This window comes from Horticoccus luteus (assembly GCF_019464535.1).
Lineage (GTDB): Bacteria > Verrucomicrobiota > Verrucomicrobiia > Opitutales > Opitutaceae > Horticoccus > Horticoccus luteus.
On the sequence record NZ_CP080507.1, the window covers coordinates 2,733,318 to 2,753,682 of the forward strand.

The 20,365-nt window shown below is 64.9% G+C and carries 20 protein-coding genes; 16 read left to right on the forward strand and 4 right to left on the reverse strand.

All coding sequences use genetic code 11. The features are described 5' to 3' along the window. The first annotated feature begins 22 nt into the window (after window positions 1-22). The 16 genes from K0B96_RS11170 (at window position 23) to K0B96_RS11245 (ending at window position 14,690) form a co-directional block, all read left to right on the forward strand. Window positions 23-952 carry a helix-turn-helix domain-containing protein gene (locus K0B96_RS11170; protein WP_220160983.1) on the forward strand — a complete coding sequence of 310 codons (930 nt, stop codon included), beginning with the start codon at window positions 23-25 and terminating at the stop codon, window positions 950-952. Then, window positions 949-1,632 (forward strand): metal-dependent hydrolase, encoded by a 684-nt coding sequence (locus tag K0B96_RS11175; protein WP_220160984.1) that lies wholly within the window; start codon window positions 949-951, stop codon window positions 1,630-1,632. Before K0B96_RS11170 ends, K0B96_RS11175 begins: the two co-directional genes overlap by 4 nt. Window positions 1,633-1,710: 78 nt before the next feature. Next, window positions 1,711-2,463 (forward strand): platelet-activating factor acetylhydrolase IB subunit, encoded by a 753-nt coding sequence (locus K0B96_RS11180; RefSeq protein ID WP_255558626.1) that lies wholly within the window; start codon window positions 1,711-1,713, stop codon window positions 2,461-2,463. Window positions 2,464-2,535: 72 nt separating this feature from the next. Then, window positions 2,536-3,072, forward strand: a complete 537-nt coding sequence (locus K0B96_RS11185; RefSeq protein ID WP_220160985.1) for a KdsC family phosphatase — start codon at window positions 2,536-2,538, stop codon at window positions 3,070-3,072. Then, window positions 3,072-3,527, forward strand: a complete 456-nt coding sequence (locus tag K0B96_RS11190) for a hypothetical protein (protein WP_220160986.1) — start codon at window positions 3,072-3,074, stop codon at window positions 3,525-3,527. Before K0B96_RS11185 ends, K0B96_RS11190 begins: the two co-directional genes overlap by 1 nt. Further along, window positions 3,524-4,090: an LptA/OstA family protein gene (locus K0B96_RS11195; RefSeq protein WP_220160987.1), complete on the forward strand. Its 567-nt coding sequence runs from the start codon at window positions 3,524-3,526 to the stop codon at window positions 4,088-4,090. Before K0B96_RS11190 ends, K0B96_RS11195 begins: the two co-directional genes overlap by 4 nt. Then, window positions 4,087-4,842: an LPS export ABC transporter ATP-binding protein gene (gene lptB, locus K0B96_RS11200; RefSeq protein WP_220160988.1), complete on the forward strand. Its 756-nt coding sequence runs from the start codon at window positions 4,087-4,089 to the stop codon at window positions 4,840-4,842. The genes K0B96_RS11195 and lptB overlap by 4 nt, the downstream gene beginning before the upstream one ends. 62 nt (window positions 4,843-4,904) lie before the next feature. Then, window positions 4,905-5,918, forward strand: a complete 1,014-nt coding sequence (gene hprK / locus K0B96_RS11205) for an HPr(Ser) kinase/phosphatase (RefSeq protein ID WP_255558627.1) — start codon at window positions 4,905-4,907, stop codon at window positions 5,916-5,918. Window positions 5,919-5,977: 59 nt separating this feature from the next. Continuing rightward, on the forward strand, window positions 5,978-6,724 hold the full coding sequence (gene rph / locus K0B96_RS11210; RefSeq protein ID WP_220166524.1) for a ribonuclease PH: 747 nt from the start codon (window positions 5,978-5,980) through the stop codon (window positions 6,722-6,724). Window positions 6,725-6,734: 10 nt separating this feature from the next. Further along, the gene (locus K0B96_RS11215) at window positions 6,735-8,606 is read left to right on the forward strand and encodes a DUF5939 domain-containing protein (RefSeq protein WP_220160989.1); all 1,872 of its coding nucleotides are present in this window, start codon (window positions 6,735-6,737) and stop codon (window positions 8,604-8,606) included. Window positions 8,607-8,702: 96 nt separating this feature from the next. After that, complete coding sequence (gene sucC / locus K0B96_RS11220; protein WP_220160990.1) at window positions 8,703-9,887, forward strand: ADP-forming succinate--CoA ligase subunit beta; 1,185 nt, start codon at window positions 8,703-8,705, stop codon at window positions 9,885-9,887. 47 nt (window positions 9,888-9,934) lie between these two features. Further along, window positions 9,935-10,858, forward strand: a complete 924-nt coding sequence (gene sucD / locus K0B96_RS11225; protein WP_220160991.1) for a succinate--CoA ligase subunit alpha — start codon at window positions 9,935-9,937, stop codon at window positions 10,856-10,858. 192 nt (window positions 10,859-11,050) lie between these two features. Then, the gene (locus tag K0B96_RS11230; protein ID WP_220160992.1) at window positions 11,051-12,448 is read left to right on the forward strand and encodes a choice-of-anchor R domain-containing protein; all 1,398 of its coding nucleotides are present in this window, start codon (window positions 11,051-11,053) and stop codon (window positions 12,446-12,448) included. A gap of 307 nt (window positions 12,449-12,755) precedes the next feature. Continuing rightward, window positions 12,756-13,016, forward strand: coding sequence for a hypothetical protein (locus K0B96_RS11235; protein ID WP_220160993.1), 261 nt, complete (start codon window positions 12,756-12,758; stop codon window positions 13,014-13,016). Then, on the forward strand, window positions 13,013-13,300 hold the full coding sequence (locus K0B96_RS11240; protein ID WP_220160994.1) for a hypothetical protein: 288 nt from the start codon (window positions 13,013-13,015) through the stop codon (window positions 13,298-13,300). Before K0B96_RS11235 ends, K0B96_RS11240 begins: the two co-directional genes overlap by 4 nt. A 73-nt stretch (window positions 13,301-13,373) precedes the next feature. After that, window positions 13,374-14,690 carry a Gfo/Idh/MocA family protein gene (locus tag K0B96_RS11245; protein WP_220160995.1) on the forward strand — a complete coding sequence of 439 codons (1,317 nt, stop codon included), beginning with the start codon at window positions 13,374-13,376 and terminating at the stop codon, window positions 14,688-14,690. Here the strand turns inward: K0B96_RS11245 and K0B96_RS11250 are convergent. The 4 genes from K0B96_RS11250 to K0B96_RS11265 all read right to left on the reverse strand — a co-directional run bounded on the left by K0B96_RS11250 (window position 14,670) and on the right by K0B96_RS11265 (window position 20,319). Next, window positions 14,670-16,574, reverse strand: coding sequence for a tetratricopeptide repeat protein (locus K0B96_RS11250; protein ID WP_220160996.1), 1,905 nt, complete (start codon window positions 16,572-16,574; stop codon window positions 14,670-14,672). The genes K0B96_RS11245 and K0B96_RS11250 overlap by 21 nt on opposite strands. A 108-nt stretch (window positions 16,575-16,682) precedes the next feature. Next, window positions 16,683-18,086, reverse strand: coding sequence for a hypothetical protein (locus K0B96_RS11255; RefSeq protein ID WP_220160997.1), 1,404 nt, complete (start codon window positions 18,084-18,086; stop codon window positions 16,683-16,685). Between the two features lie 6 nt (window positions 18,087-18,092). Continuing rightward, a protein-coding gene (prfB, locus tag K0B96_RS11260; protein ID WP_220160998.1) for a peptide chain release factor 2 occupies window positions 18,093-19,236 on the reverse strand; the annotation gives its coding sequence in 2 pieces (ribosomal slippage) (window positions 18,093-19,163 and window positions 19,165-19,236; 1,143 coding nt in all). Between the two features lie 144 nt (window positions 19,237-19,380). Continuing rightward, window positions 19,381-20,319 carry a GDP-L-fucose synthase family protein gene (locus tag K0B96_RS11265; RefSeq protein WP_220160999.1) on the reverse strand — a complete coding sequence of 313 codons (939 nt, stop codon included), beginning with the start codon at window positions 20,317-20,319 and terminating at the stop codon, window positions 19,381-19,383. Window positions 20,320-20,365: the final 46 nt, after the last annotated feature.

Here is a 20,365-nt window from a genome sequence, read left to right on the forward strand (position 1 = left end):
GCGCAAAACCTCGCGTCCGCGAATGTCGCCCAAGACAAAATCGAACATCGCTCCCGCCACGCGCCACGTGATGACGCCGGAGCAAAAGGCGCGCCGCACCGAGCTCTTCGCCGGCGACATTCGCCTGCCCGGCATCGTCGAGATCGGCCGCTACCACTACGCCGCCGCCTACGAGCCGCTCCGCCTCCGCACGCATCCCGACGGCCTCGAAATCTGTTTCCTTGCGCGTGGCCGGCAAACCTACCGCGTCAACGGCCGCATCTACCGGTTGCGCGGCGGCGAGCAGTATTTGGTGTTCCCCGGCGAGCCCCACGACTCCGCCGGGATGCCCGAGGAAAAAGGCGAACTCTACTGGCTCTTCGTCCGTCTCAAGCCCGCGCGGCAGCGCCTGCTCTTTCTCACCGCCGCCGCTTCCGCCGATCTGCGCCGCGAATTGCTCGCGATGCCCGCGCGCCATTTTGCCGCCGCGCCCGGCACGCGCGAACTGCTCGAGGAAATCTTCGCCCTCGTGCCCACCGCCCGCTCCCGCGCCGACCGCCTCCATGTCGCGTCGCGCGTCCTGCAGTTTCTCCTCGCCACCATCCGGGCATCCCAGCGCAACCGCCGCGCCGCGCCCTCGCCGCGGATTCAACGCTGCCTCGATCACATCGCGCGGCACCCCGCCGATCCGCTCACCGTGCCGCACCTCGCCCGCCTCGTGCGCCTCTCCCCTTCGCGGTTCAAAATGCGTTTTCGCGCCGAGATCGGTCTTCCGCCCCGCGAATACGTGCTCCGGCACAAACTCAGCCTCGCCGACATCCGCCTGCGCCGCGGCGAGGCGGTGACAGCGGTTGCGCACGACCTCGGCTTTTCCAGTTCCCAATATTTTGCCACCGTTTTCCGCCGTTTTGCCGGCCACCCGCCCTCCGCTCTGCAACCGCCCCGCCGCCCCGGCCGCACCTCCCCACCATGAAACTCACCTACTTCGGCCACTCCGCCTTTCGCGTCGTCACCGAGCAGATCGCGATCGTGTTCGATCCTTGGCTCCTCTCCAACCCCCACGGCTCCGTGCCGCTGGCCGAGGCGCCGTGTGATTACATTCTCTGCTCTCACGCGCATGACGATCACATCGCCGACGCCGTGGCTCTCGCGCGCCTGCACGGCGCCACGATCGTGGCGCCATTCGAACTCGCCGACTACTTCGCGACGCACGGCGTCGCCACGCTCGACCTCATGCCCGGCGGCGGCGTCACGCTGCCTTGGGGCCGCATCGACATGACGCCCGCCATTCATAGCTCTTCGCTCGAACTCCCCAATGCTCCCGCCCGCGCGATGGGCGTGCCTTCCGGCTATCGCGTGCAAACCGCCGGCCGCACGCTCTATCACGCCGGCGACACCGCGCTGTTTGGCGACATGCGCCTCATCGCCCGAACACCGCTCGACCTCGCTCTCCTGCCCATCGGCGACTTCTACACGATGGGGCCCGACGACGCCGTCGCTGCGCTCGACCTCCTCCGCCCGCGTCTGGCCGTGCCCATGCACTACAACTCCAACGAAAAAATCCGCGTCGATCCTCACGCCTTCGCCACGGCCGCCGCCTCCGCCGGACACACCGTCCGTGTCATGACACCCGGCGAAACCACCGCGCTGTAATTTCATCCGCCCTTCGAACCTCCTCGCGCGGTCGAAATGGGTTGCCCGCGAAATCTCGCGAAACAAATACTCCTCTCGATGAACGTTTGCCGCCCCTTTCTGCGCCCCCTCGTCTTTCTCGCCAGCGTGGCCTTCGCCTCACTCGCGTTTGCCAACACCGCCATTGAGCCGGTCCCTCGCTCCGAGAGCTGGCTGAAACGCCACGAGGGTTTCGTCGAAATCGCCCACCAGGGTCACATCGACGTGCTCTTCCTCGGTGACTCGATCACCGATTTTTGGCGGAACAGCGGAAAACCGCCCCGCACCGGCGGCAAGGCCGTGTGGGACGCCAATTTCGCTCCCCTGCACGCCGCGAATTTCGGCATCAGCGCCGACCGCACGCAGCATCTCCTGTGGCGCATCGAGCACGGTGAACTCGAGGGAATTTCGCCCCGGGCCATCGTCCTCATGATCGGCACCAACAACATCGGTTTCGAAAGCGATGGCACCACGCCGCGCAACACGCCGGCCGAAGCCGCCGAGGGCGTCGCCGCCATCGTCCACACCCTCCGCACCAAACTCCCGGACGCGCAAATCCTCCTCCTCGCCATCTTCCCGCGCAGCAAAAAACCCGACGATCCCAAACGCCTGCAAGTCGCGGAAATCAACCGCCTGATCGCGCCGCTGGGGAAAGACGCTCACGTCCACTACCTCGATATCGGCCAGAAATTCCTCTCCGCCGACGGCACGCTGTCGAAGAACATCATGCCTGACTTCCTCCATCCGAACGAGCACGGCTACGAAATCTGGGCCGCCGCGATCAAGGAGCCGCTGGCAGCGTTGTTGCGCTAACGGATCTGTCCGCTCTTTTCGAGGGGAACACCACCAGGCGCTTTCGCCTCAGACTCATTTCGCGGACTTCCCATGCCTGCCCGTTCTACCGCCCCACGCCCCACGCCGACGCGCGCCGACTGGGCACGCGTGCGGCTCTTTGCCATGGACGTCGACGGCGTGCTCACGGATGGCAACGTCTTCATCGCGCACGGGCGCTCGGAGCTTAAATCCTTCTCGATCCTCGACGGCAGCGGCCTCAAGCGCGCGATCCGCCAAGGCGTCGCCATCGCATGGATCAGCGGCCGACCCTCGCCCGCCACCACCGCCCGAGCCAAGGAGCTCGGCATCCCTCACGTCGTGCAAGGCCGCAGTGACAAACTCACCGCCCTGCAGGAACTCGCCCGTGAACTCAACCTCCACGCCGACGACTGCGTTTACATGGGTGACGACGACATCGACGCCCCTGCCATGCGCTGGGCGCGCATCGGCGTCAGCGTGCCCGGCGCCATGGCCGTCGCCCACGCCGCGGCCGACTACATCACGCAGCGCGACGGTGGCCGCGGCGCGGTGCGCGAGGTGTGCGATTTGATTCTCGCCGCCCGCGCGGCGAAGAAAGCCACGGGTTGATGAAGCCGCATTTTCATCCACCACTGCGCGCCCTGATGCTCGGCGCAATCCTCTCTGGCCTCGCCATCGCGGCGCATGCGCAACTCCCCGCGGCCGATGCCCCTGCGCTCAATTTCAGCCTCCCGGCGTTTACGCCCGAAGGCTACCGTTCCTTCCTCCTGCGCGCATCCTCCGCCAGTTTCGCCGGCCCGAAGGAAATCGAACTGCGCAACGCCAACCTCACGGTGTTCAACGGCGATGCGGCCAACACCGTCGAGACCGTCATCCTCGCGCCCGTCGCCCGCTTCTTCACCGAGCGCAACCTCGCCTCCGGCCCGGGCAGCGTGCGCTTGATCCGCGACGACATGGAAGTCACCGGCCAGGAGTGGCGCTACGACCACGCGCACAAGACGGTTTTCATCGCGAAAGACGTCCGCGTCATTTTTCATGCTGCGCTGCCCGACTTGATCCAATGAAACGCGCCCTCCTTTCTCTCGCCGCTCTGCTGCTCGCCACCGCCCTTCCGGGCCGCGCGCAAACGGCGCCTACGGACACGATCATTGAATGCGCGGGCGCGTTTGAGACCGTGAGCACCGCGACGGAAATCGTTTCCACGTTTCGCGACCACGTCGTCGTCACCGGCACCAATATCTCACTGACCTGCGATTATCTCCGCGTGGTCGCTTTGCAAAAGACCGCGCAGACCACCGCCCTCGGCCAATACGGCTACTTCAAATCCCTCGTCGCCACCGGCCACGTGAAAATCGTCCAGGGCGATCGCGAGGCGACGTGCGGTCGCGCCGAGATTTTTCCGGGCGACGACAAGATCGTGCTCACCGAGCAGCCGGTCGTGAGCAGCACCGACGGTCAATACGTCGCGCGCGGCCCGCGCATGGTCCTCTACCGCGGCCGCCGGCAGGCCGTCATCGAGGGCTCACCCGAAGAGCGCGTGCGCATCACGCTGCCACCGGTGAAAGACCTCGGCTTCGAGGAGGAGAAAACCACCCCGCCGCCGGCCGCCAAGCCGCCCGCGAAATGAGTGTCGCTCCCGCAGCGGCCCCCGCGCCGCGCCCCGAAATCACCACCGTCGGCCTGCGCAAGACCTTCGGCCGCCGCACCGTCGTCGATGGCGTCAACCTCAACTTTTGCGCCGGTGAAGTCGTCGGCCTCCTCGGCCCCAACGGCGCCGGCAAGACCACCACGTTTTACATGATCGTCGGCCTCGTGCCCGCCACCGGCGGCCACGTGCAGCTCGACGGCGCGGACATCACGCGGCTGCGCATGCACGAGCGCGCGCGCCGCGGCATCGGCTACCTTCCCCAGGAGGCGTCCGTCTTCCGCAAACTCACCGTCGAGCAGAACATTCTCGCCGTCGTCGAGGCGGTCGGCGTGCCCCGCCGTGAACGCGCCGCCCGCGTGCAGCATCATCTCGAAGAACTGCACCTCACATCGCTCGCGCGCCAGAAGGCCTACACGCTCTCCGGCGGCGAACGCCGCCGGCTCGAGATCGCCCGCGCGCTCGTCACCCAGCCCAAGTTTTTGCTGATGGACGAGCCGTTCGCCGCGATCGACCCCATCTCCGTCGCGGAGGTGCAGAAGTTGATCCTCGACCTGAAACGCCGCGGCATCGGCGTCGTCGTCTCCGATCACAACGTCCGCGAAACGCTGCGCATCGTCGACCGCGCTTACTTGATTCACCAAGGCCGCCTCCTTACCGCCGGCACCGGCGAGTTTCTCATTCAGGATCCGCAAGCCCGCGAATTTTACCTCGGCAAGGATTTCAACCTCTGAGCTCGCCCCGGCGGGAACCGGCTCGCGTTTCCCGCCCCGCCCGCCACCTTTTCTCCCGCCCGATGTCACCCGCGAAATCCAAGGCCATCCACGGAATCACCGTCGCGCACTTTTTCGAAACGTATCGCGCGAAGCTCAAGCTGGAGCTCCTCAAGGGCGAAGACGGCCTGCACCGCCTCATCCGTGAAGGCAGCATCAACCGCCCTTCGCTCGCCCTCACCGGCTTCTTCAAATATTTCGCGAATAAACGCATTCAAGTCCTCGGCGCCGCGGAACTCACCTACCTCAAGACGCTGCACCACGACCAGCAGTGCGCCGTCTTCGAGCAGATGGTGAAGCGCAACGTCCCCTGCCTCGTGCTCACGCGGAATTATCACCCCACCCGCGCCATGGCCGACGTCGCCCACCGGATGAACCTCCCGATTTTCCGCACGCCGATGATCACGATGCATTTCGTGAATGTCGGCACGCTCTGCATCGACAACGAATTCGCGCCTCACACCACCGAACACGCCACCATGCTCGACGTCCGCGGCGTCGGCGTGATGCTCCGCGGCTCCAGCGGCGTCGGCAAAAGCGAATGCGCCCTCGCGCTCATCGAGCGCGGCCATTCCCTCGTCGCCGACGATCTCACCGTCATCCGACTCCTCGACGAACGCGAACTCATGTCCAGCAGCCGCATGCTCAACCGCGGCTGGATGGAGTGCCGCGGCATCGGCATCATCAACATCGCCGAAATGTTCGGCATCAAAAGCGTGCGTCTCGAAAAACGCATCGACCTCGTGATCTCGTTGCAGGAATGGCGGCCCGACGTCATCGAAGAACGCACCGGCCTCGAGGAAAACTACTACGAAATTCTCGGCCTGAAAATTCCGCACATCGAACTCTTCGTCCGACCCGGCCGCGACATGGCCCGCCTCGTCGAAGTCGCGGCCCTGACCCAGGCGCTCAAAAAAATGGGCCACGATCCCGCGAAGAGTTTCAACGACCGGTTGATTCAGTTCATGGCGGCCAAGAACAACCAGGTCCGCACGATCAAGCCCGTCGTCCGCCTGGACCGCACGCCCGAAGCCTGAGGCCGGGCGCACCGGAAATCGGGCTCGTGCTTTCCGCGCCGCTCTCCTTTTCTCGCGCGATGTCGTCTCTCCGCTCCGATGGTCGCAAGGCCGATCAGCTCCGCCCCATCACCTTCGAGGCCAATATTGCGCCCCACGCCACCGGCTCCGTGCTCGTCTCCTTCGGCGCCACCCGCGTCATCTGCGCCGCGACGATCGAGGCCAACGTCCCCACCTGGATGAAGCAGCAGCGCGTCCCCGGCGGCTGGCTCACGGCAGAATACTCGATGCTGCCCTACTCGACGCTCGACCGGAAACAGCGCGACATCTCCCGCGGCAAAATCGACGGCCGCACCGTTGAAATCCAACGCCTCATCGGCCGCTCGCTGCGCGCCGTCATCGATTTGAAAAAACTCGGCCAAAACACCCTCTGGCTCGATTGCGACGTTCTCCAGGCCGACGGCGGCACCCGCACCGCCTCCATCACCGGCGCATATCTCGCCGCCCGTCTCGCGGTGCAAAAGCTGGTCGATGCCGGCCGCCTCGCCGAGAATCCCCTCGCCGACTCCGTCGCCGCCGTCAGCGTCGGCGTGTTCGGCGGTCAGGAACTGCTCGATCTCAACTACGTCGAGGACAAGGACGCCGAGGTTGACGCCAATATCGTCATGACCGGTCAGGGCCGTTTCGTCGAAGTGCAGAGCAGCGGCGAGGAAGCGACTTTCTCCACCGAGCAACTCACCGGCCTCATCGCGCTCGCCCAACAGGGCCTGAAGCAACTCGCTTCCCTGCAGACGGCGTTTCTCACGAAACAACTGCTGAAGTTCTGACCGCCCGCGCATGGCCTCGCCCGAGCTGCACTACCGTTGGACGTGGGAGCTCGCGGCCCCGCCCGCGGCGCTGTGGCCGCTCGTGTCGGACACCGATCGCTTCAACCGCGACTGCGGCCTTCCGCCCGTCGAGATCGTTCCGCCCGCCCCGGGCGAGACGACCCGGCTCACCAACAGCCGCCGCCTGCGCCTCCGCATCGCCGGCGTGCCGGTCGAATGGGATGAACGCGCCTTCTCGTGGCTCGCGCCGCGCCGCTTCGGCGTGGAACGTGTTTACCGCCGCGGACCCATCGCGCGCATGCGCGTGCAATGCGAGTTGGAGCCGCGGCCTGACGGTGGCACCACGCTCACCTACGATGTCTCCGTCGACGCCGGCAGCTTGTTCGGCCAGATCTCGGCCTCCCTCGTCGTCGGGCAATTTTCCCAAGCCGCGTTCGGCCGCATTTTTCGCCGCTACGACGAGTTCGCTCAACGCGGCCTCACCCTCGCGGCGCGTCACGCCAAACCACGCCTCGCGCGCGGCGGCGCCGCGCGCCTCACGGCCGGCAGCGCCCTCCTGGCGCGGATTTGCGCGGCCCCGCTCGTCCATCGCCTGACCGACTATATTCGCTCGGCCGAAGCCGCTTCTGCGGCGCGCATCCGCCCTTACGCCCTCGCGGACAATTGGGGCGCCGATCGCCGCCGCACGCTCGAGCTTTGCCTGCACGCCACCCGCGCCGGCCTGCTGGATTTAAGTTGGGATGTCATTTGCCCGCATTGCCGCGGGGCCCGCCGCCGCGAACACGACCTCAGCCACATCGAACGCCGCGCGCACTGCGAGAGTTGCCAAGTCGATTTCGAGGCCAATTTCGATCGCTTCATCGAACTCACCTTCGTGCCCAACCCCGCCATCCGCGTCGCCTCCCGCCCGGATTATTGCGTCGGCGGTCCGCAACTCACGCCGCACATTCTCGCGCAGGAATGGGTGCCGGCCGGCGCGACGAGTCATCTGCCGGTGTCGCTCACTCCCGGGCGTTATCGCGCGCGCAGTCGCGGCTCCTCCTATCAGCCGACGTTTCGCGTCGAAACCGGCGCGCCCGCCGTGCTCGATCTCGCGCTCGACGGCCATGATCTCGCCGACGAACCCGCCGTCGCACCCGAAGGCGAGTTGCGCCTTTTCAACGCCGACCCAGTCGCGCGATTGGTCGCCGTCGAGCATCTGGCGTGGACCAACGATGCGGCGACCGCCTCCGAGGTCACGGCGTTGCAGACGTTTCGCGACCTCTTCTCGCGCGAGGTGCTGCGCGCGGACGAACAAATCTCCGTCAGCTCGATCACCCTCGTGTTCACCGACCTGAAGGACTCGACGCAACTCTACTCCACCATCGGCGACGCCCCGGCGTTTGGGCGCGTGCTCACACATTTCGAAGTTTTGCGCGCCATGGTCCGCGAGGAAGGCGGCGCCGTGGTGAAGACGATGGGCGATGCCGTGATGGCGGTCTTTCCGCGTCCGCTCCCCGCCCTGCGCGCGACGCTCGCGGCCCAGCAACGACTCGCGCGCCCCGATGCCTTTCCGCTGCCCGAAGGCGTGCCCGTGCCGCGCTTCGCCTTGCAACCGCTGGCCCTCAAAGCCGCGATCCACACGGGGCCGTGTCTGGTGCTCACGCAAAACGACCGCCTCGATTATTTCGGCACCACGGTCAATATCGGCGCCCGACTTTGCAGCATCTGCCAAGGCGCGGAAATCGTCATCTCCGAAGCCGTGGAAACCGACGCGGAGGTCGCGCGTTTCCTGCGCGAACACGCCGCCGTCGCCCGCACCGAGGTGCCCCTCCGCAGTTTTGGCGACCGCCCGTTCTCGATCGCCCGCGTCCAGCTTCGCAACGCCGAGTCGACCCCATAAGTGCGACTACCCACGTCGATGGCGTGGTTAACCCGCGGGACGCCGCCGGTTTTTAAGCGTGCGAATTTGGGCCACTGTGACTGAATTTTCTTCCCCATGAACATCCACGAGTATCAGGCGAAAGCGCTCTTCGAGAAATTTGGCGTTCCGGTCCCCAAAGGCGCGCCGGCCAAAACCCCAGCGGAGATCGACGCCGCGCTCGCGCAGCTCCCCGAAGGCCCGACGATGGTGAAATCCCAAATCCACGCCGGCGGCCGCGGCAAAGGCACCTTTACCGATGGATTCAAAGGCGGCGTCAAGTTCTGCAAAACGAAAGCCGACGCCAAAGAGCTCGCCGGCAAAATGCTCGGCAACACGCTCGTCACCGCCCAGACCGGTCCCACCGGGCGGAAGGTGCAGACCGTTTACTTCACCGTCGCGAGCGACATCAAAAAAGAATACTACCTCGCCATCCTGCTCGACCGCGCCACGTCGCGCCCCGTGATCGTCGCCTCCACCGAAGGCGGCGTGGAAATTGAAAAAGTCGCGCACGAAACGCCGGAGAAAATCACGAAGGTCTTCGTCGATCCCGGCTACGGTCTCGCCGATTTCCAGGTGCGTGAACTCACCAGCCAGCTCGGCCTCGCCGGCGTCGAGGCGAAAAACGCCGCCAAACTGATCCGCGCGTTGTTCAAATGCTTTTGGGAAACCGACGCCGCGATGGTTGAAGTCAACCCGCTGATCACCACCCCGACCGGCGAAGTCCTCGCCCTCGACGCCAAAGTTTCCTTCGACGACAACGCACTCTTCCGCCACCCGGAAATCGTCGCGCTGCGCGATCTCAACGAAGAAGATCCCAAGGAAATCGAAGCCTCGAAATTCGCGCTCAGTTACATCGCGCTCGACGGCAACATCGCCTGTCTCGTCAACGGCGCCGGGCTCGCCATGAGCACGATGGACATCATCAAACACTTCGGCGGCACCCCCGCCAACTTCCTCGACGTCGGCGGCGGCGCTTCGAAGGAGCAAGTCGGCGCGGCGTTTAAAATCATTCTCGGCGACCCCAACGTGAAGGGCATCCTCGTTAACATTTTTGGCGGCATCATGGACTGCAACGTGATCGCCCAAGGCATCGTCGAAGCCGTCAAGGAAGTCGGCCTCACCCTGCCGCTCGTCGTCCGGCTCGAAGGCAACAACGTCGCCGCCGGCAAGGCCACGCTCGCCGCCTCCGGCCTCTCTCTCGTCTCGGGCGACACGATGTCCGACGCCGCCCAAAAGATCGTCAAACTCGTGGCCGCCTGAGGCCCGTCCGCACGATCGTTACACGAACAACCTGATCGCATACTCCGATGGCCATTCTCATCACTCCTGAAACCAAGATTCTCATCCAGGGCATCACCGGCGAATTTGGCGCGCGGCACACGAAGCTCTCCCTCGATTACGGCACGAAAGTCGTCGCCGGCGTCACGCCCGGCAAAGGCGGCCAGTTCTTCGAACACAACGGTGCCAAAGTCCCCATCTTCAATTCCGTCGCCGAAGCCGCGAAAGCCACCGGTGCCACCGTCTCCGCCATTTTCGTCCCGCCGCCATTTGCCGCCGACGCCATTCTCGAGTGCGCCGATGCCGATCTCGATCTCGCTGTCGCCATCACCGAAGGCATTCCGGTGCGCGATATGGTGCGGGTGAAACGTGCGATGCAAGGCCGCCGCACGCGTCTCATCGGCCCGAATTGCCCCGGCGTCGTCACGCCCGGCACCGGCGAAAATTCCCACGGCGGCTGCCGCATCGGTATCGCACCCGGGTATATTCACAAAAAGGGTCATGTGGGCGTCGTGTCGCGCTCCGGCACTCTCACCTACGAAGCCGTCTTCCAACTCACTTCGAAAAACATCGGTCAAACCACGTGCGTTGGCATCGGGGGCGACCCGGTTAATGGCACCTCGCATCTCGATGTGATCAAGATGTTCAACGACGATCCCGATACCCACGGCATCATTATGATCGGTGAAATCGGCGGCAACGCCGAGGCCGAAGCTGCCCGCTGGATCAAGGCAAACTGCCGAAAACCCGTCGCTGGCTTCATCGCCGGAGCCACCGCCCCCGCCGGCCGACGCATGGGCCACGCCGGCGCGATCGTCGGAGGTGCAGAGGACACCGCCGCAGCGAAAATCGCGGTTTTCAAAGAGTGCGGTATCGAGGTCGCGGCGACGCCGAGCGATATGGCCGACGCCTTGCTCCGGGCCGCCCGCGCCAAAGGTGTCACGCTGACCTGAGCGCGCCCGCCACTCGGGATTTCGATCGCGGTTCGGCTCGCCGGGCCGCTTTTTTTTGCCCGTCCACGTCGGGCTTTATCTCCGCCATCATGGGGTTCCGCAAAATTTGCTGCGGCGGAGCCAACGGGAATGTCGGGAACTGGTCGGGATGAGGTGGGTCTCGCCTGCCCTCATTTCATCCCATTTACCACTATGAATTGCGCCTCCCGCATCCTCGCCGCCTGTGCGGCTCTCCTATTCGCATCCCATGCACTCGCCCTCGATGTCTACTACGACGGCGCTTCGCATGCGCAGACCTTGGTCTGGACGGCACCTGACGAATACACCTACATGGCCCAGCCCATCAAGACCGGCCCCGGCGCCTCCGCTACGGTGACGCAAATGACGCTCCAGCTCGCCGCCGTGAGTCAATCACCCGCATCGCAGCCCGCTCTGTATGTTTTCAGCGAAAGCGGCGGCCATCCGGGTTCATTGCTCGCCACCTTCAACGCCACCGGGGCCGCTGTGCACGGATTGAATACCTTTACCGGTTCCGTGACGCTCGCTCCGTCCACCGTTTACTTTGTCGTCTTCTATACGTCGGCCGGGCAGGCTGTCGTCAGTTATACGAGCACGGCCGACGGTCCTTGGCACGACCAAGCCGACTTCCCCAACGGCGCGCAGTTCAGCACTTACACCGGCTCGCCGTCGCAGCTCAATCAGGCGGCGTGGGTCGACGCGAAGACGCTTCCCAACGGTTCGTATGATATCATGCGCCTGAGCATCAGCGGCACCACCGGGCAGGCTGGTCCGGACAGCACGCTCTCCAACCTTTCCGTGCGCATCGGCGCAGGCTCCGGGTCGCAAACGGTCATCATCGGCTTTGTCACTGCCAACGGCAGTAAAAACCTCCTCGTCCGCGCCCTCGGGCCTACGCTGACCAGCCTCGGCGTGCCCGGCGCGCTCGCTGACCCGCAACTCGCAGTGTATGACGGCACCACCATTGTCGCTTCCAACGACAACTGGGGCGGCACCACCACCCTGAAGAACGCGTTCACCACGCTCGGCGCCTACCCGCTGCCCGATGCCAGCAAGGATTCCGCCGCTCTCACCCTGCTGCCCGCGAAGCCCTACACCGTGCAACTCACCGGCGGCAGTGGCATCGTCCTCGGCGAAATCTACGACGCCGACGCCGCCGTGACGACGCCGCCCAGCCCCGCCGGGCGCCTCAGTAATCTCTCCGCCCGAGCGCAAGTCGGCACCGGTAACAATATCCTCATCGCGGGCTTCGTGATCAATGGCAGCTCCCCCAAGCGCCTGCTCCTCCGCGGCGTCGGCCCCAAACTGGCCACCTACGGCGTCACCGGCACGCTCGCCAATCCGCAACTCCAAGTGTATTCCGGCAGCACCCTCGTCACCGAAAACAACGATTGGGATGGTTCCACGACGCTGACCGATGCGTTCACCACCACCGGCGCGTTTCCGCTCGACGCCGGTAGCAAAGACGCCGCGATCATCGTCACCCTCGACCCCGGCGTTTACACCGTCCAAGTCTCGGGCGTGAACAACTCCACCGGCGTGGGTCTGGTTGAAATCTACGAAATGCCGTAACAATGTCGTCGCCCAGTCGGACAGGTCCGCGCCGATCCGTCCGACTGCGGTTATGACAAAAAAAATTCTGGACGCGTCGGGCACCCGTGTCATGTTGCCCGACGCATCAGGAACGAGTCGGTCCTCAAAAGCCGATTCTGCCAACCGGGCCGGGAGCGGCCACGGTGGATCGAGCGAAAGCTCGGATGTGCGGGACCCGCAAGGGGCTCGAACCAAAACGCTCCCGAAGACGAACGCCGACCTGATGCTTTAGGTCGGCTTTTTGTTTTCCAGCTTCTGATGCGCCCACCCTCGATCGTCACGCATCATGTCAAAAGTCACCGTCCTCCCCTCCGCCCGTCGCACCAACGGGAATGAGAACCACCACTTGTGGAACAACAACGGCACGTGGTTCCTGCATTACACCACCTATCCCACGCCGTTCACCAAAGAACGCGTTCGCCGCTCGCTTGGGACCAAGGATCTCATGGAAGCCCGCCTCCGTCGCGACGCGTTTTTCTCGCATCTTGGCAACGAGGGTGCGGCCCCGGCCGCCCAACCCGCGGCGGCCAAATTCGCCGTCGCTTGAGCGCCCCGCTGCAACTCATCCGCTTCAGCAGCGCGAACGTGGCGACGCCCGCCGCCGTCGCGGCGACGTCGCGCGCGCTGCTGGATGTGCATGTCGGTTCCGGCAGCGCCCCGGCCGGGCAGGTCGTTTTCTTCGAAAGCCCGGCGGGCCAGCCCTCGTGGCGCTATGTCCTTCCTGACGGTCAACCGTCCGGGCTCGCGAGCGAGATTTCGCGCGTCGATCTCGAAACCCGGATCATGGAGCACTACTTCACGAATCTTCTCCCGCATCCGCGCAGTGCCTGAGTGGCGCGGGCCCGGCTCTTCTTTACACGCCGCGCTTTCCGCGCGGCTTTTTTTTTGCACAGTAGCGGCCCGCATGCCGAAAACCCCGCTCACCCTGGCCGCCATCGGCTGTGGCTCCCGCGCGCAAATTTACGCCTCCCTCGCCGCCCGGCGCCCCGATCTCTTCCGCGTCGTCGCCGCCGCCGATCCCAATCCTGCACGCGTCGAGCGCCTGCGCGCGCTCTCCGGCAACGCCGCCTTTCGCGGCTTTCCCAACGACACCGCCCTGCTCTCCGCCGGCCGCCTTGCGGACGTGATGATCATCGCCACGCAGGACAACTTCCACGTCGCCCCCTGCCTCGCCGCGCTGCGCGCCGGCTACGACGTGCTGCTGGAAAAACCTGTCGCCACGCGCTTCCGCGACGTCCTTGAGGTTAATGCCGCCGCCGTCGCCCTCGGCCGTCGCGTCCTCATCTGCCACGTCCTGCGCTACACGCCTTTTTATACGACGATCAAGCGACTCCTCGCCACCGGCGTCCTCGGCGAAGTCGCGACAATCGACGCCATCGAAGGCGTGGAAATGTTTCACATGGCCCACTCCTTCGTCCGCGGCCATTGGGCGGTCACGGCCGAATCGAGTCCCATGATCATCGCGAAATCCTGCCACGATATGGACATCATTTCGTGGCTCGCCGACGCCCCTTGCGAAGCCGTTTCCAGCTTCGGTTCGCTCTCTTATTTCAACGCGCAACACGCTCCTGCGGGCGCTCCCGCTCGCTGCACTGACGGCTGCCCCGTCGCCGCCGATTGTCTTTACGATGCTCATCGCTATCTCGGACCCCAGCGCCCTTGGCTCCAATGGATCTGCGATCGCCATGATACCGCCACCGACAGCGAGCTCACCGCGTGGCTCGCCCACAGCCCGTGGAGCCGCTGTGTCTATCGCTGCGACAACACCGCCGTCGACCGCCAGACGGTCAACCTCACCTTCGCCAATCGCATCGTCGCCACGTTCACGATGACGGCGTTCAGTCGCGGCCGCGAGATCTCCATCCGCGGCACCCGCGGTGTCCTTTATGCGGGCGACGCCGTGCGCCGTCACACCGGCGCGGATATCATCGTCGAACACCACCTCACCGGCACGACCGAGCGCATCAACATCGAAGAACCCACCGGTGGCTACTCCGGTCATTTCGGCGGCGACGCCGGATTGATTGATGCCCTCCCCGGCGAGTGGCGGCAACCCGATCCCGCGAGCATGCGCTCCTCGCTGCAACGCTCCGTCGAGAGCCACGCCATGGGCTTCGCGGCCGAAGAATCCCGCCTCACGGGAAAGACTGTGATGCTCGACGAATTCCGCGCCCGCCATCAGTCCAGCGAGGCCGAAGCGTCACCGCTGCCCGGCCGCTGACGGCGGCGCCCCGTTCGCCGTGCCCGGTTTCGCAGCCTCCGTCGGTCGCCCCGCGCGCTGGGCCGCCTGCTGGGCCGCCTTCTCCGCAGTCGCGATTCTCTCAAAAAGCAGCTCCTTCTGCCGCGCCCAATCTGCGCGGCCTGCCTCAAGCTCCGCTTGCGCCGCATAATAGTCGCGCCTCGCTTTATTGAGCGCATCGCGCGCCTCTCTCAATTGCCGCGCGGCCTCGTCGAGTTGGCTGCGCGGAACAACTGCTTCGCTCTTCGTTCGCTCCGCCGCGGCCAGCTTTTGTTCGAGCGCCGCCTTTTCCAGCGCGAGCGCCTGTCGCGCCTGTGTGGCTCCCGCCGCGTTTCGTTCCGCGACGGCGAGCCGGTCCTTCAATTGGCGGATTTTGTCTTCCGCCGCCTTGGCGTCTTCCGCTTTGGCGCGATCCTCCGCCTCCGCGCGCACGGTGGCGGACTTGCGCGCAGCAACTTCGGCCGCCTGCAACGTCCGATTCTCCTGGGCCAATCGTTCGTTCACCGCGCGCAACGCTGCCATTTCCTGGCGCACTTTCGGGTCTTCCGACGCCGCGCTGGCCGGCGTCTGCGCTCCTTTTAACTTCCGCTCCAAGCGCGCGATTTCGGCTGCCGCCCGCTGTTGGTCGCCTTCCCAACCTGCAATTGCTTGACGAGCCGCAGTGAGTTGCCCCTGCAGCTCCGCGACTTTCGCCGCGGATTCAACGTTTTCATGTCGAGCCGCGCTCAACATGCCAGCGCTGGCGTCCTGCTCCTCGGTCGTTCGCGCCGCTGCCGCTTTCGCCTCTCGGGTGGCATCCTCCGCGGCGTGCTGCCAGCGCATGCGTTCATTCCTGAGCGCGTCGCGCTCTTCCTGCGCCCGTTGGAGGGCTCCGCGCAATTCCGACAATTGCCCGCGGGCCACGCGTTGCTCGGCCAAATCGCGTTCCAGTTGCTCCACCCGCCCCGTCGGGGCCGGCTCCTCCGACGACACCGAGTGAGCGGGCGCCGACATCGTCAATTCTCCGCGCAAGACCGCGACTCGCTTTTGGGCCGCGAGCTTTTGCGTCTCATCAAGGCGCGGGGCGAGCAGTGCTCGCGCGGCCGTCGGCCCGCCATTTTGCGCCGCGAGCGTCATCCACGCGAACGCTTCCACCGGATCGGCCGCCGCGCCGCGACCTTCCGCCAGCATGATGCCGTAGTTGTTTTGCGCCGGAGGATACCCCTGGCGCGCCGCCTCCCGGTAACATCCCAAGGCCCGCGCCAGATCCGCCGCTCCGCCGCGTCCCTCCTCGAGCATCAAGGCCAGATTGTAGCGCGCCTCCGTGTAGCCTTGCGCAGCCGCCCGGCCATACCACTGCCGGGCCTGCGCTTCGTCGCGCGTGATTCCCGCGCCGGTTTCATACGCCAGTCCCAGATTGTATTCCGCTTCCGGCAGCCCTTGATCCGCCGCCTGGCGCAGCCACAGCATGGCCTCGAATGCATCCGCTTTCACGCCCGCGCCCTTCGCATACATGTTGCCCACGTTGAACTGCGCCGGCGCAAATCCCTGCTCCGCTGCCTGGCGGTAAGAGCGAAACGCCGCCGTCAAATCCACCGGCACGCCCCGCCCGAGCTCATAAATCATCCCCAACGAAAATTGTGCGCGCGCACTGCCTCGCTGCGCCGCCTGTTGATACCACCGCAGCGCCTCCGCCTGATTCGGCGCAACGCCTTCACCGTTCTCATAACTCGCCGCGAGCGCCTCCATCGCTTCGACATCTCCGTGCGCCGCCTGCTCGCTCAACGTTGCCCCGTCGGCGGCCGCCATCGCCACCGCCGCGCTGCTCGCGCCCAGCAGCACGAGTGCCGCACTCCACGCACGCCAAAACGTCGTCAGCGCACGCATCACTCGACGAAAGGCAGCAATCGGAAGCACGTCGGTCTTAAGGATAATTCCGCCCCCGAGCGCAAGGCCTCGAACGCGCCCACGCCGGCGCGCGCCCGCGGCCGTTCCTCAGCTCGTCACGCTGGCGATCCGACACGGCAGCAACGCGGCATCCTGCATGCCGTGGATGATCTTTTTATCCGGCGGGCAAAACGTCGCGAGCGCCCCGTTCAACTGTGCCTTGCCGCCCCGCACGAAGTAATAGGGACACAACCGCAACCGCCCATCGACTTCCTTCACTTCCGCGCCGTCGTTGCTATAAACGCGGTGCCGCACCCGTCGCGGTTTCCGGTAAATCTGGAGCAAATGCAAATTCGTCGCCGCGTCCGCCATGGCGGCCTCCACGCCCTGTTGCCACTCTTCGCGCGAGCAGTCGCTCCCGAGCACGACGCTGCGGGCACCCCACGCGGTCTCGTGGTAACCGCTGATCTTGATGATCAAGTCGCGCTCCTTCTGCGAGGCGTTGATCAAGTCGCGCCAGTCAGCCAGCGCCCGGCCACCCACGCGCGGACCATCCAGCACCGCGCCCGGCGGCAATGGCGCCGGATCCAGCACCCACGACTGCGGAATCAAAGCCCGCAACAACGTCAAAGCGCGTCCACTCACGTTCTCCGCCCAGAAGTCTTGCAACCGGTGGTGATGAAAAAGCGCGAGCGCCAGCTTCTCCTCCTGGAACGGCCGCAGCGGCGGAGCGAGCGCAAGTTCACCCGCCTCCCACGCCGTGAAAATATAGCGCTCCACGGGAATGTTCGGCAGATCGAACAGTTCGAAGAAACGATAAATCACATCGATCTTTTCCGGATTTCCGTCGGCGTCGAAAAACAACGCGTTCTCCAGCGGAAACAACTGCTCCGGGCGCAGGCAAAACACGCGCTTGCCGCGCAACTGCAGCTGCGTCGCTAGCCACTCCATTTCGGGCCGGTAGGTCGCCGCCTCATCACTCACCACCAGCGCGATCAGCGGATTGCGCTCCGCCGGCCGCAACGCTGCGAGCGTTTCATAAAACCCCAGAACCATCCGGTCATCCGCGCCGAGCACCGCCCCTTCGCTGGCATAGAGCCGGTTCAAAAAACCCGTCAGACCGATGCCGCCCGGCACCGAATCGAGTTCCGTCAACGCGAACCCATCGTCGGTCAACAACAGGTCCGGACGGAGCACCGGCGGCAACGTCCCGCGGTTGCGCGGATCGCGCGCGTGCGCGATCAACGCCGCGGGTTTGCCGCGATCGAGATATTCCGCCACCCACGGTGCGCGCAGAGTTTTGTTGCGCAGCAGATTTTTGTCCGCCGCCGCCCGCAGATAAAGCGTCTCCAACGCCTGGTGAAACTCCACGCACGCCGCGCCGATCGCCTCGAGTTCCCCCACCTGCTCCGGCGTGAGCGGCCATGCCTCGGGCGAGAGCTGCCAGCTCTTGTCCTCGAACAGGGGCTGCGCCGCCAGGGCGGATCGGAGGGACTCGTAAGCGAGCGGCATGACAGCTTATTCCTCCATCTGGATTTCTTTGTTGCGATGCCGCGGACAGCCCGCGCGCAACCACGCGTTGACGAACCGGTCGAGGTCCCCGTCGAGCACGCCCTGCGTATCGCTGGTGCTGATGCCGGTGCGCAAATCCTTCACCATTTGATACGGCTGCAAGACGTAGCTGCGGATCTGCGATCCCCACCCGATCTCACCCTTCTCCCCGTAGAATTTATCCATCTCGGCGCGCTGCTCGTCCTGCCGCTTTTCGTAAAGCCGGGCTTTCAGGATGCTCATCGCACTCGCCTTGTTCTTGATCTGGGAACGCTCGTTTTGGCAGACCACCACAATGCCGCTTGGGATATGCGTGATGCGCACGGCCGAATCGGTCGTGTTAACGCCCTGTCCGCCCTTGCCCGATGAACGATAAACGTCGATCCGGAGTTCATCCTCCGGGATGTCGACTTTGATCTCGTCCGTGATTTCCGCGATCACGTCCACCGCGCAGAACGACGTATGGCGCCGCTGGTTCGAGTCGAACGGGCTGATGCGCACCAGCCGGTGCACGCCGCGCTCCGCCTTCGCGTATCCATAGGCGTTTTCGCCCTTGATGAGGATTGTCGCCTTGCTGATGCCGGCTTGATCGCCGACCTGCACGTCCTGCACTTCGATCGTGAACCCGCGCCGCTCCGCCCATCGCGTATACATGCGAAAAAGCAGATCAGCCCAGTCGTTGGACTCGGTGCCGCCCGCGCCCGCCTGAATGGAAAAAATCGCATTGTTGCGATCGAACTGCCCCGTCAGGAAGGCGCCGATTTCAATCTCGTCGAGTTCGGGCAGCATCGCCTTGACGAGCGCTTCCACTTCACGACTGAACTCCTCCTGCTCGGACGCCGAACCCATTTCGATGAGCTCGAGCAACGTGTTCAGATCGGCGACTTTTTTCTGAAAACTCACGATCGGAAGCACGATCCGCTTCAGACCGTTGAGCTTCGCGATATGTTTCTGGGCGCGATCGCTGTTATCCCAGAATTCCGGCGCACCCATCTGCGCCTCCATCGCCTCTATTTCGCGCTGCTTTTGTTCGACGTCAAAGAAACCTCCATAGATGCCCGGCGCGCTTCTTGATGTTTTCGATGTGATTAAAAGTCTCAGGAACGATCATGAACGGAAGACAAGGTGGCAAAACGTCGTCCGCCGCAAGTCGTCAGCGTGCTCCCGCGCAAAAACCCGCGCTCGCCGCCCACCCCGCGGCCTCCCTGGCCCGCCGCGGCCCGCGCCGCACCAACCCGCTCCGGCCTCGCCCGCCTCAAAAGCCCCGCAACGTCCCCGCCGCCTGCTCCGCGAGAAACGCCGCGTAAGTCCGCGCCACGCCCTCGCGCAATGCGATCCGCGCCCGCCAGCCCAACTCGGTGAGCCGCGACACATCCAGCAGCTTGCGCGGCGTGCCATCGGGCTTGCTCGCATCCCAGACAATCCGGCCACCAAACCCCGTCACCTCCGCCACCGTTTCCGTCAGCTCCTTGATCGTCACATCCGTGCCGGTGCCGACGTTGATCCAATCCGGCGGATTTTCCAAGGTGAGCAGAAACGCGCACGCATCGGCGAGATCGTCCACGTGGAGAAACTCCCGCTTCGGCGCCCCCGTCCCCCAAGCCACGACTTCCGCGCGCCCCGCCTCCTTCGCTTCGTGAAACTTCCGCAGCAGCGCCGGCAGCACGTGCGAATTCTCCAAGTGATAATTGTCTCCCGGTCCGTAGAGATTCGTCGGCATCGCCGAGTGAAACAGCACCCCGTGCTGCTGCCGGTAATACTGGCACAATTTCAAGCCCGCGATCTTCGCGATCGCGTAAGCCTCGTTCGTCGGCTCCAACGGACTCGTCAGCAGGCACTCCTCGGGCATCGGCTGCGGCGCGTGTTTCGGATAGATGCAGGAACTGCCCAGAAACAAGAGCCGCTTCGTCCCCTGCTTCCACGCTGCGTGGATGGCATTCGCGGCCACGATCATGTTCGAATAAATGAACTCCGCCGGATAAGTCTTGTTCGCGTAAATTCCGCCCACCCGCGCCGCCGCAATGATCGCCACCTCCGGCCGCTCCGCCGCGAAAAACGCCTCCACCTGAGCTTGCTGCTCCAGATCCAGTTTCTCGCGGGACCGCGTCACCACGGTCACGCCGGGCTCGCCCGTCAGTCGGCGCACCAACGCCGACCCCACCATCCCGCGGTCACCTGCAATGTAAATTTTCACGCGCAAAAAGAGAAGTATTCCCGCCGCCGTGCGCAAGCGCCGTCCT

Bases quoted from the DNA above. Each gene is read 5' to 3' on its own strand.
- K0B96_RS11170 (WP_220160983.1), top strand. From the start codon at position 23: ATGTCGCCCAAGACAAAATCGAACATCGCTCCCGCCACGCGCCACGTG.
- K0B96_RS11235 (WP_220160993.1), top strand. From the start codon at position 12,756: ATGTCAAAAGTCACCGTCCTCCCCTCCGCCCGTCGCACCAACGGGAAT.
- K0B96_RS11190 (WP_220160986.1), top strand. From the start codon at position 3,072: ATGAAGCCGCATTTTCATCCACCACTGCGCGCCCTGATGCTCGGCGCA.
- sucC (WP_220160990.1), top strand. From the start codon at position 8,703: ATGAACATCCACGAGTATCAGGCGAAAGCGCTCTTCGAGAAATTTGGC.
- K0B96_RS11230 (WP_220160992.1), top strand. From the start codon at position 11,051: ATGAATTGCGCCTCCCGCATCCTCGCCGCCTGTGCGGCTCTCCTATTC.
- K0B96_RS11180 (WP_255558626.1), top strand. From the start codon at position 1,711: ATGAACGTTTGCCGCCCCTTTCTGCGCCCCCTCGTCTTTCTCGCCAGC.
- K0B96_RS11245 (WP_220160995.1), top strand. From the start codon at position 13,374: ATGCCGAAAACCCCGCTCACCCTGGCCGCCATCGGCTGTGGCTCCCGC.
- K0B96_RS11195 (WP_220160987.1), top strand. From the start codon at position 3,524: ATGAAACGCGCCCTCCTTTCTCTCGCCGCTCTGCTGCTCGCCACCGCC.
- K0B96_RS11175 (WP_220160984.1), top strand. From the start codon at position 949: ATGAAACTCACCTACTTCGGCCACTCCGCCTTTCGCGTCGTCACCGAG.
- K0B96_RS11185 (WP_220160985.1), top strand. From the start codon at position 2,536: ATGCCTGCCCGTTCTACCGCCCCACGCCCCACGCCGACGCGCGCCGAC.
- rph (WP_220166524.1), top strand. From the start codon at position 5,978: ATGTCGTCTCTCCGCTCCGATGGTCGCAAGGCCGATCAGCTCCGCCCC.
- K0B96_RS11250 (WP_220160996.1), bottom strand. From the start codon at position 16,574: ATGCGTGCGCTGACGACGTTTTGGCGTGCGTGGAGTGCGGCACTCGTG.
- lptB (WP_220160988.1), top strand. From the start codon at position 4,087: ATGAGTGTCGCTCCCGCAGCGGCCCCCGCGCCGCGCCCCGAAATCACC.
- K0B96_RS11215 (WP_220160989.1), top strand. From the start codon at position 6,735: ATGGCCTCGCCCGAGCTGCACTACCGTTGGACGTGGGAGCTCGCGGCC.
- K0B96_RS11255 (WP_220160997.1), bottom strand. From the start codon at position 18,086: ATGCCGCTCGCTTACGAGTCCCTCCGATCCGCCCTGGCGGCGCAGCCC.
- hprK (WP_255558627.1), top strand. From the start codon at position 4,905: ATGTCACCCGCGAAATCCAAGGCCATCCACGGAATCACCGTCGCGCAC.
- sucD (WP_220160991.1), top strand. From the start codon at position 9,935: ATGGCCATTCTCATCACTCCTGAAACCAAGATTCTCATCCAGGGCATC.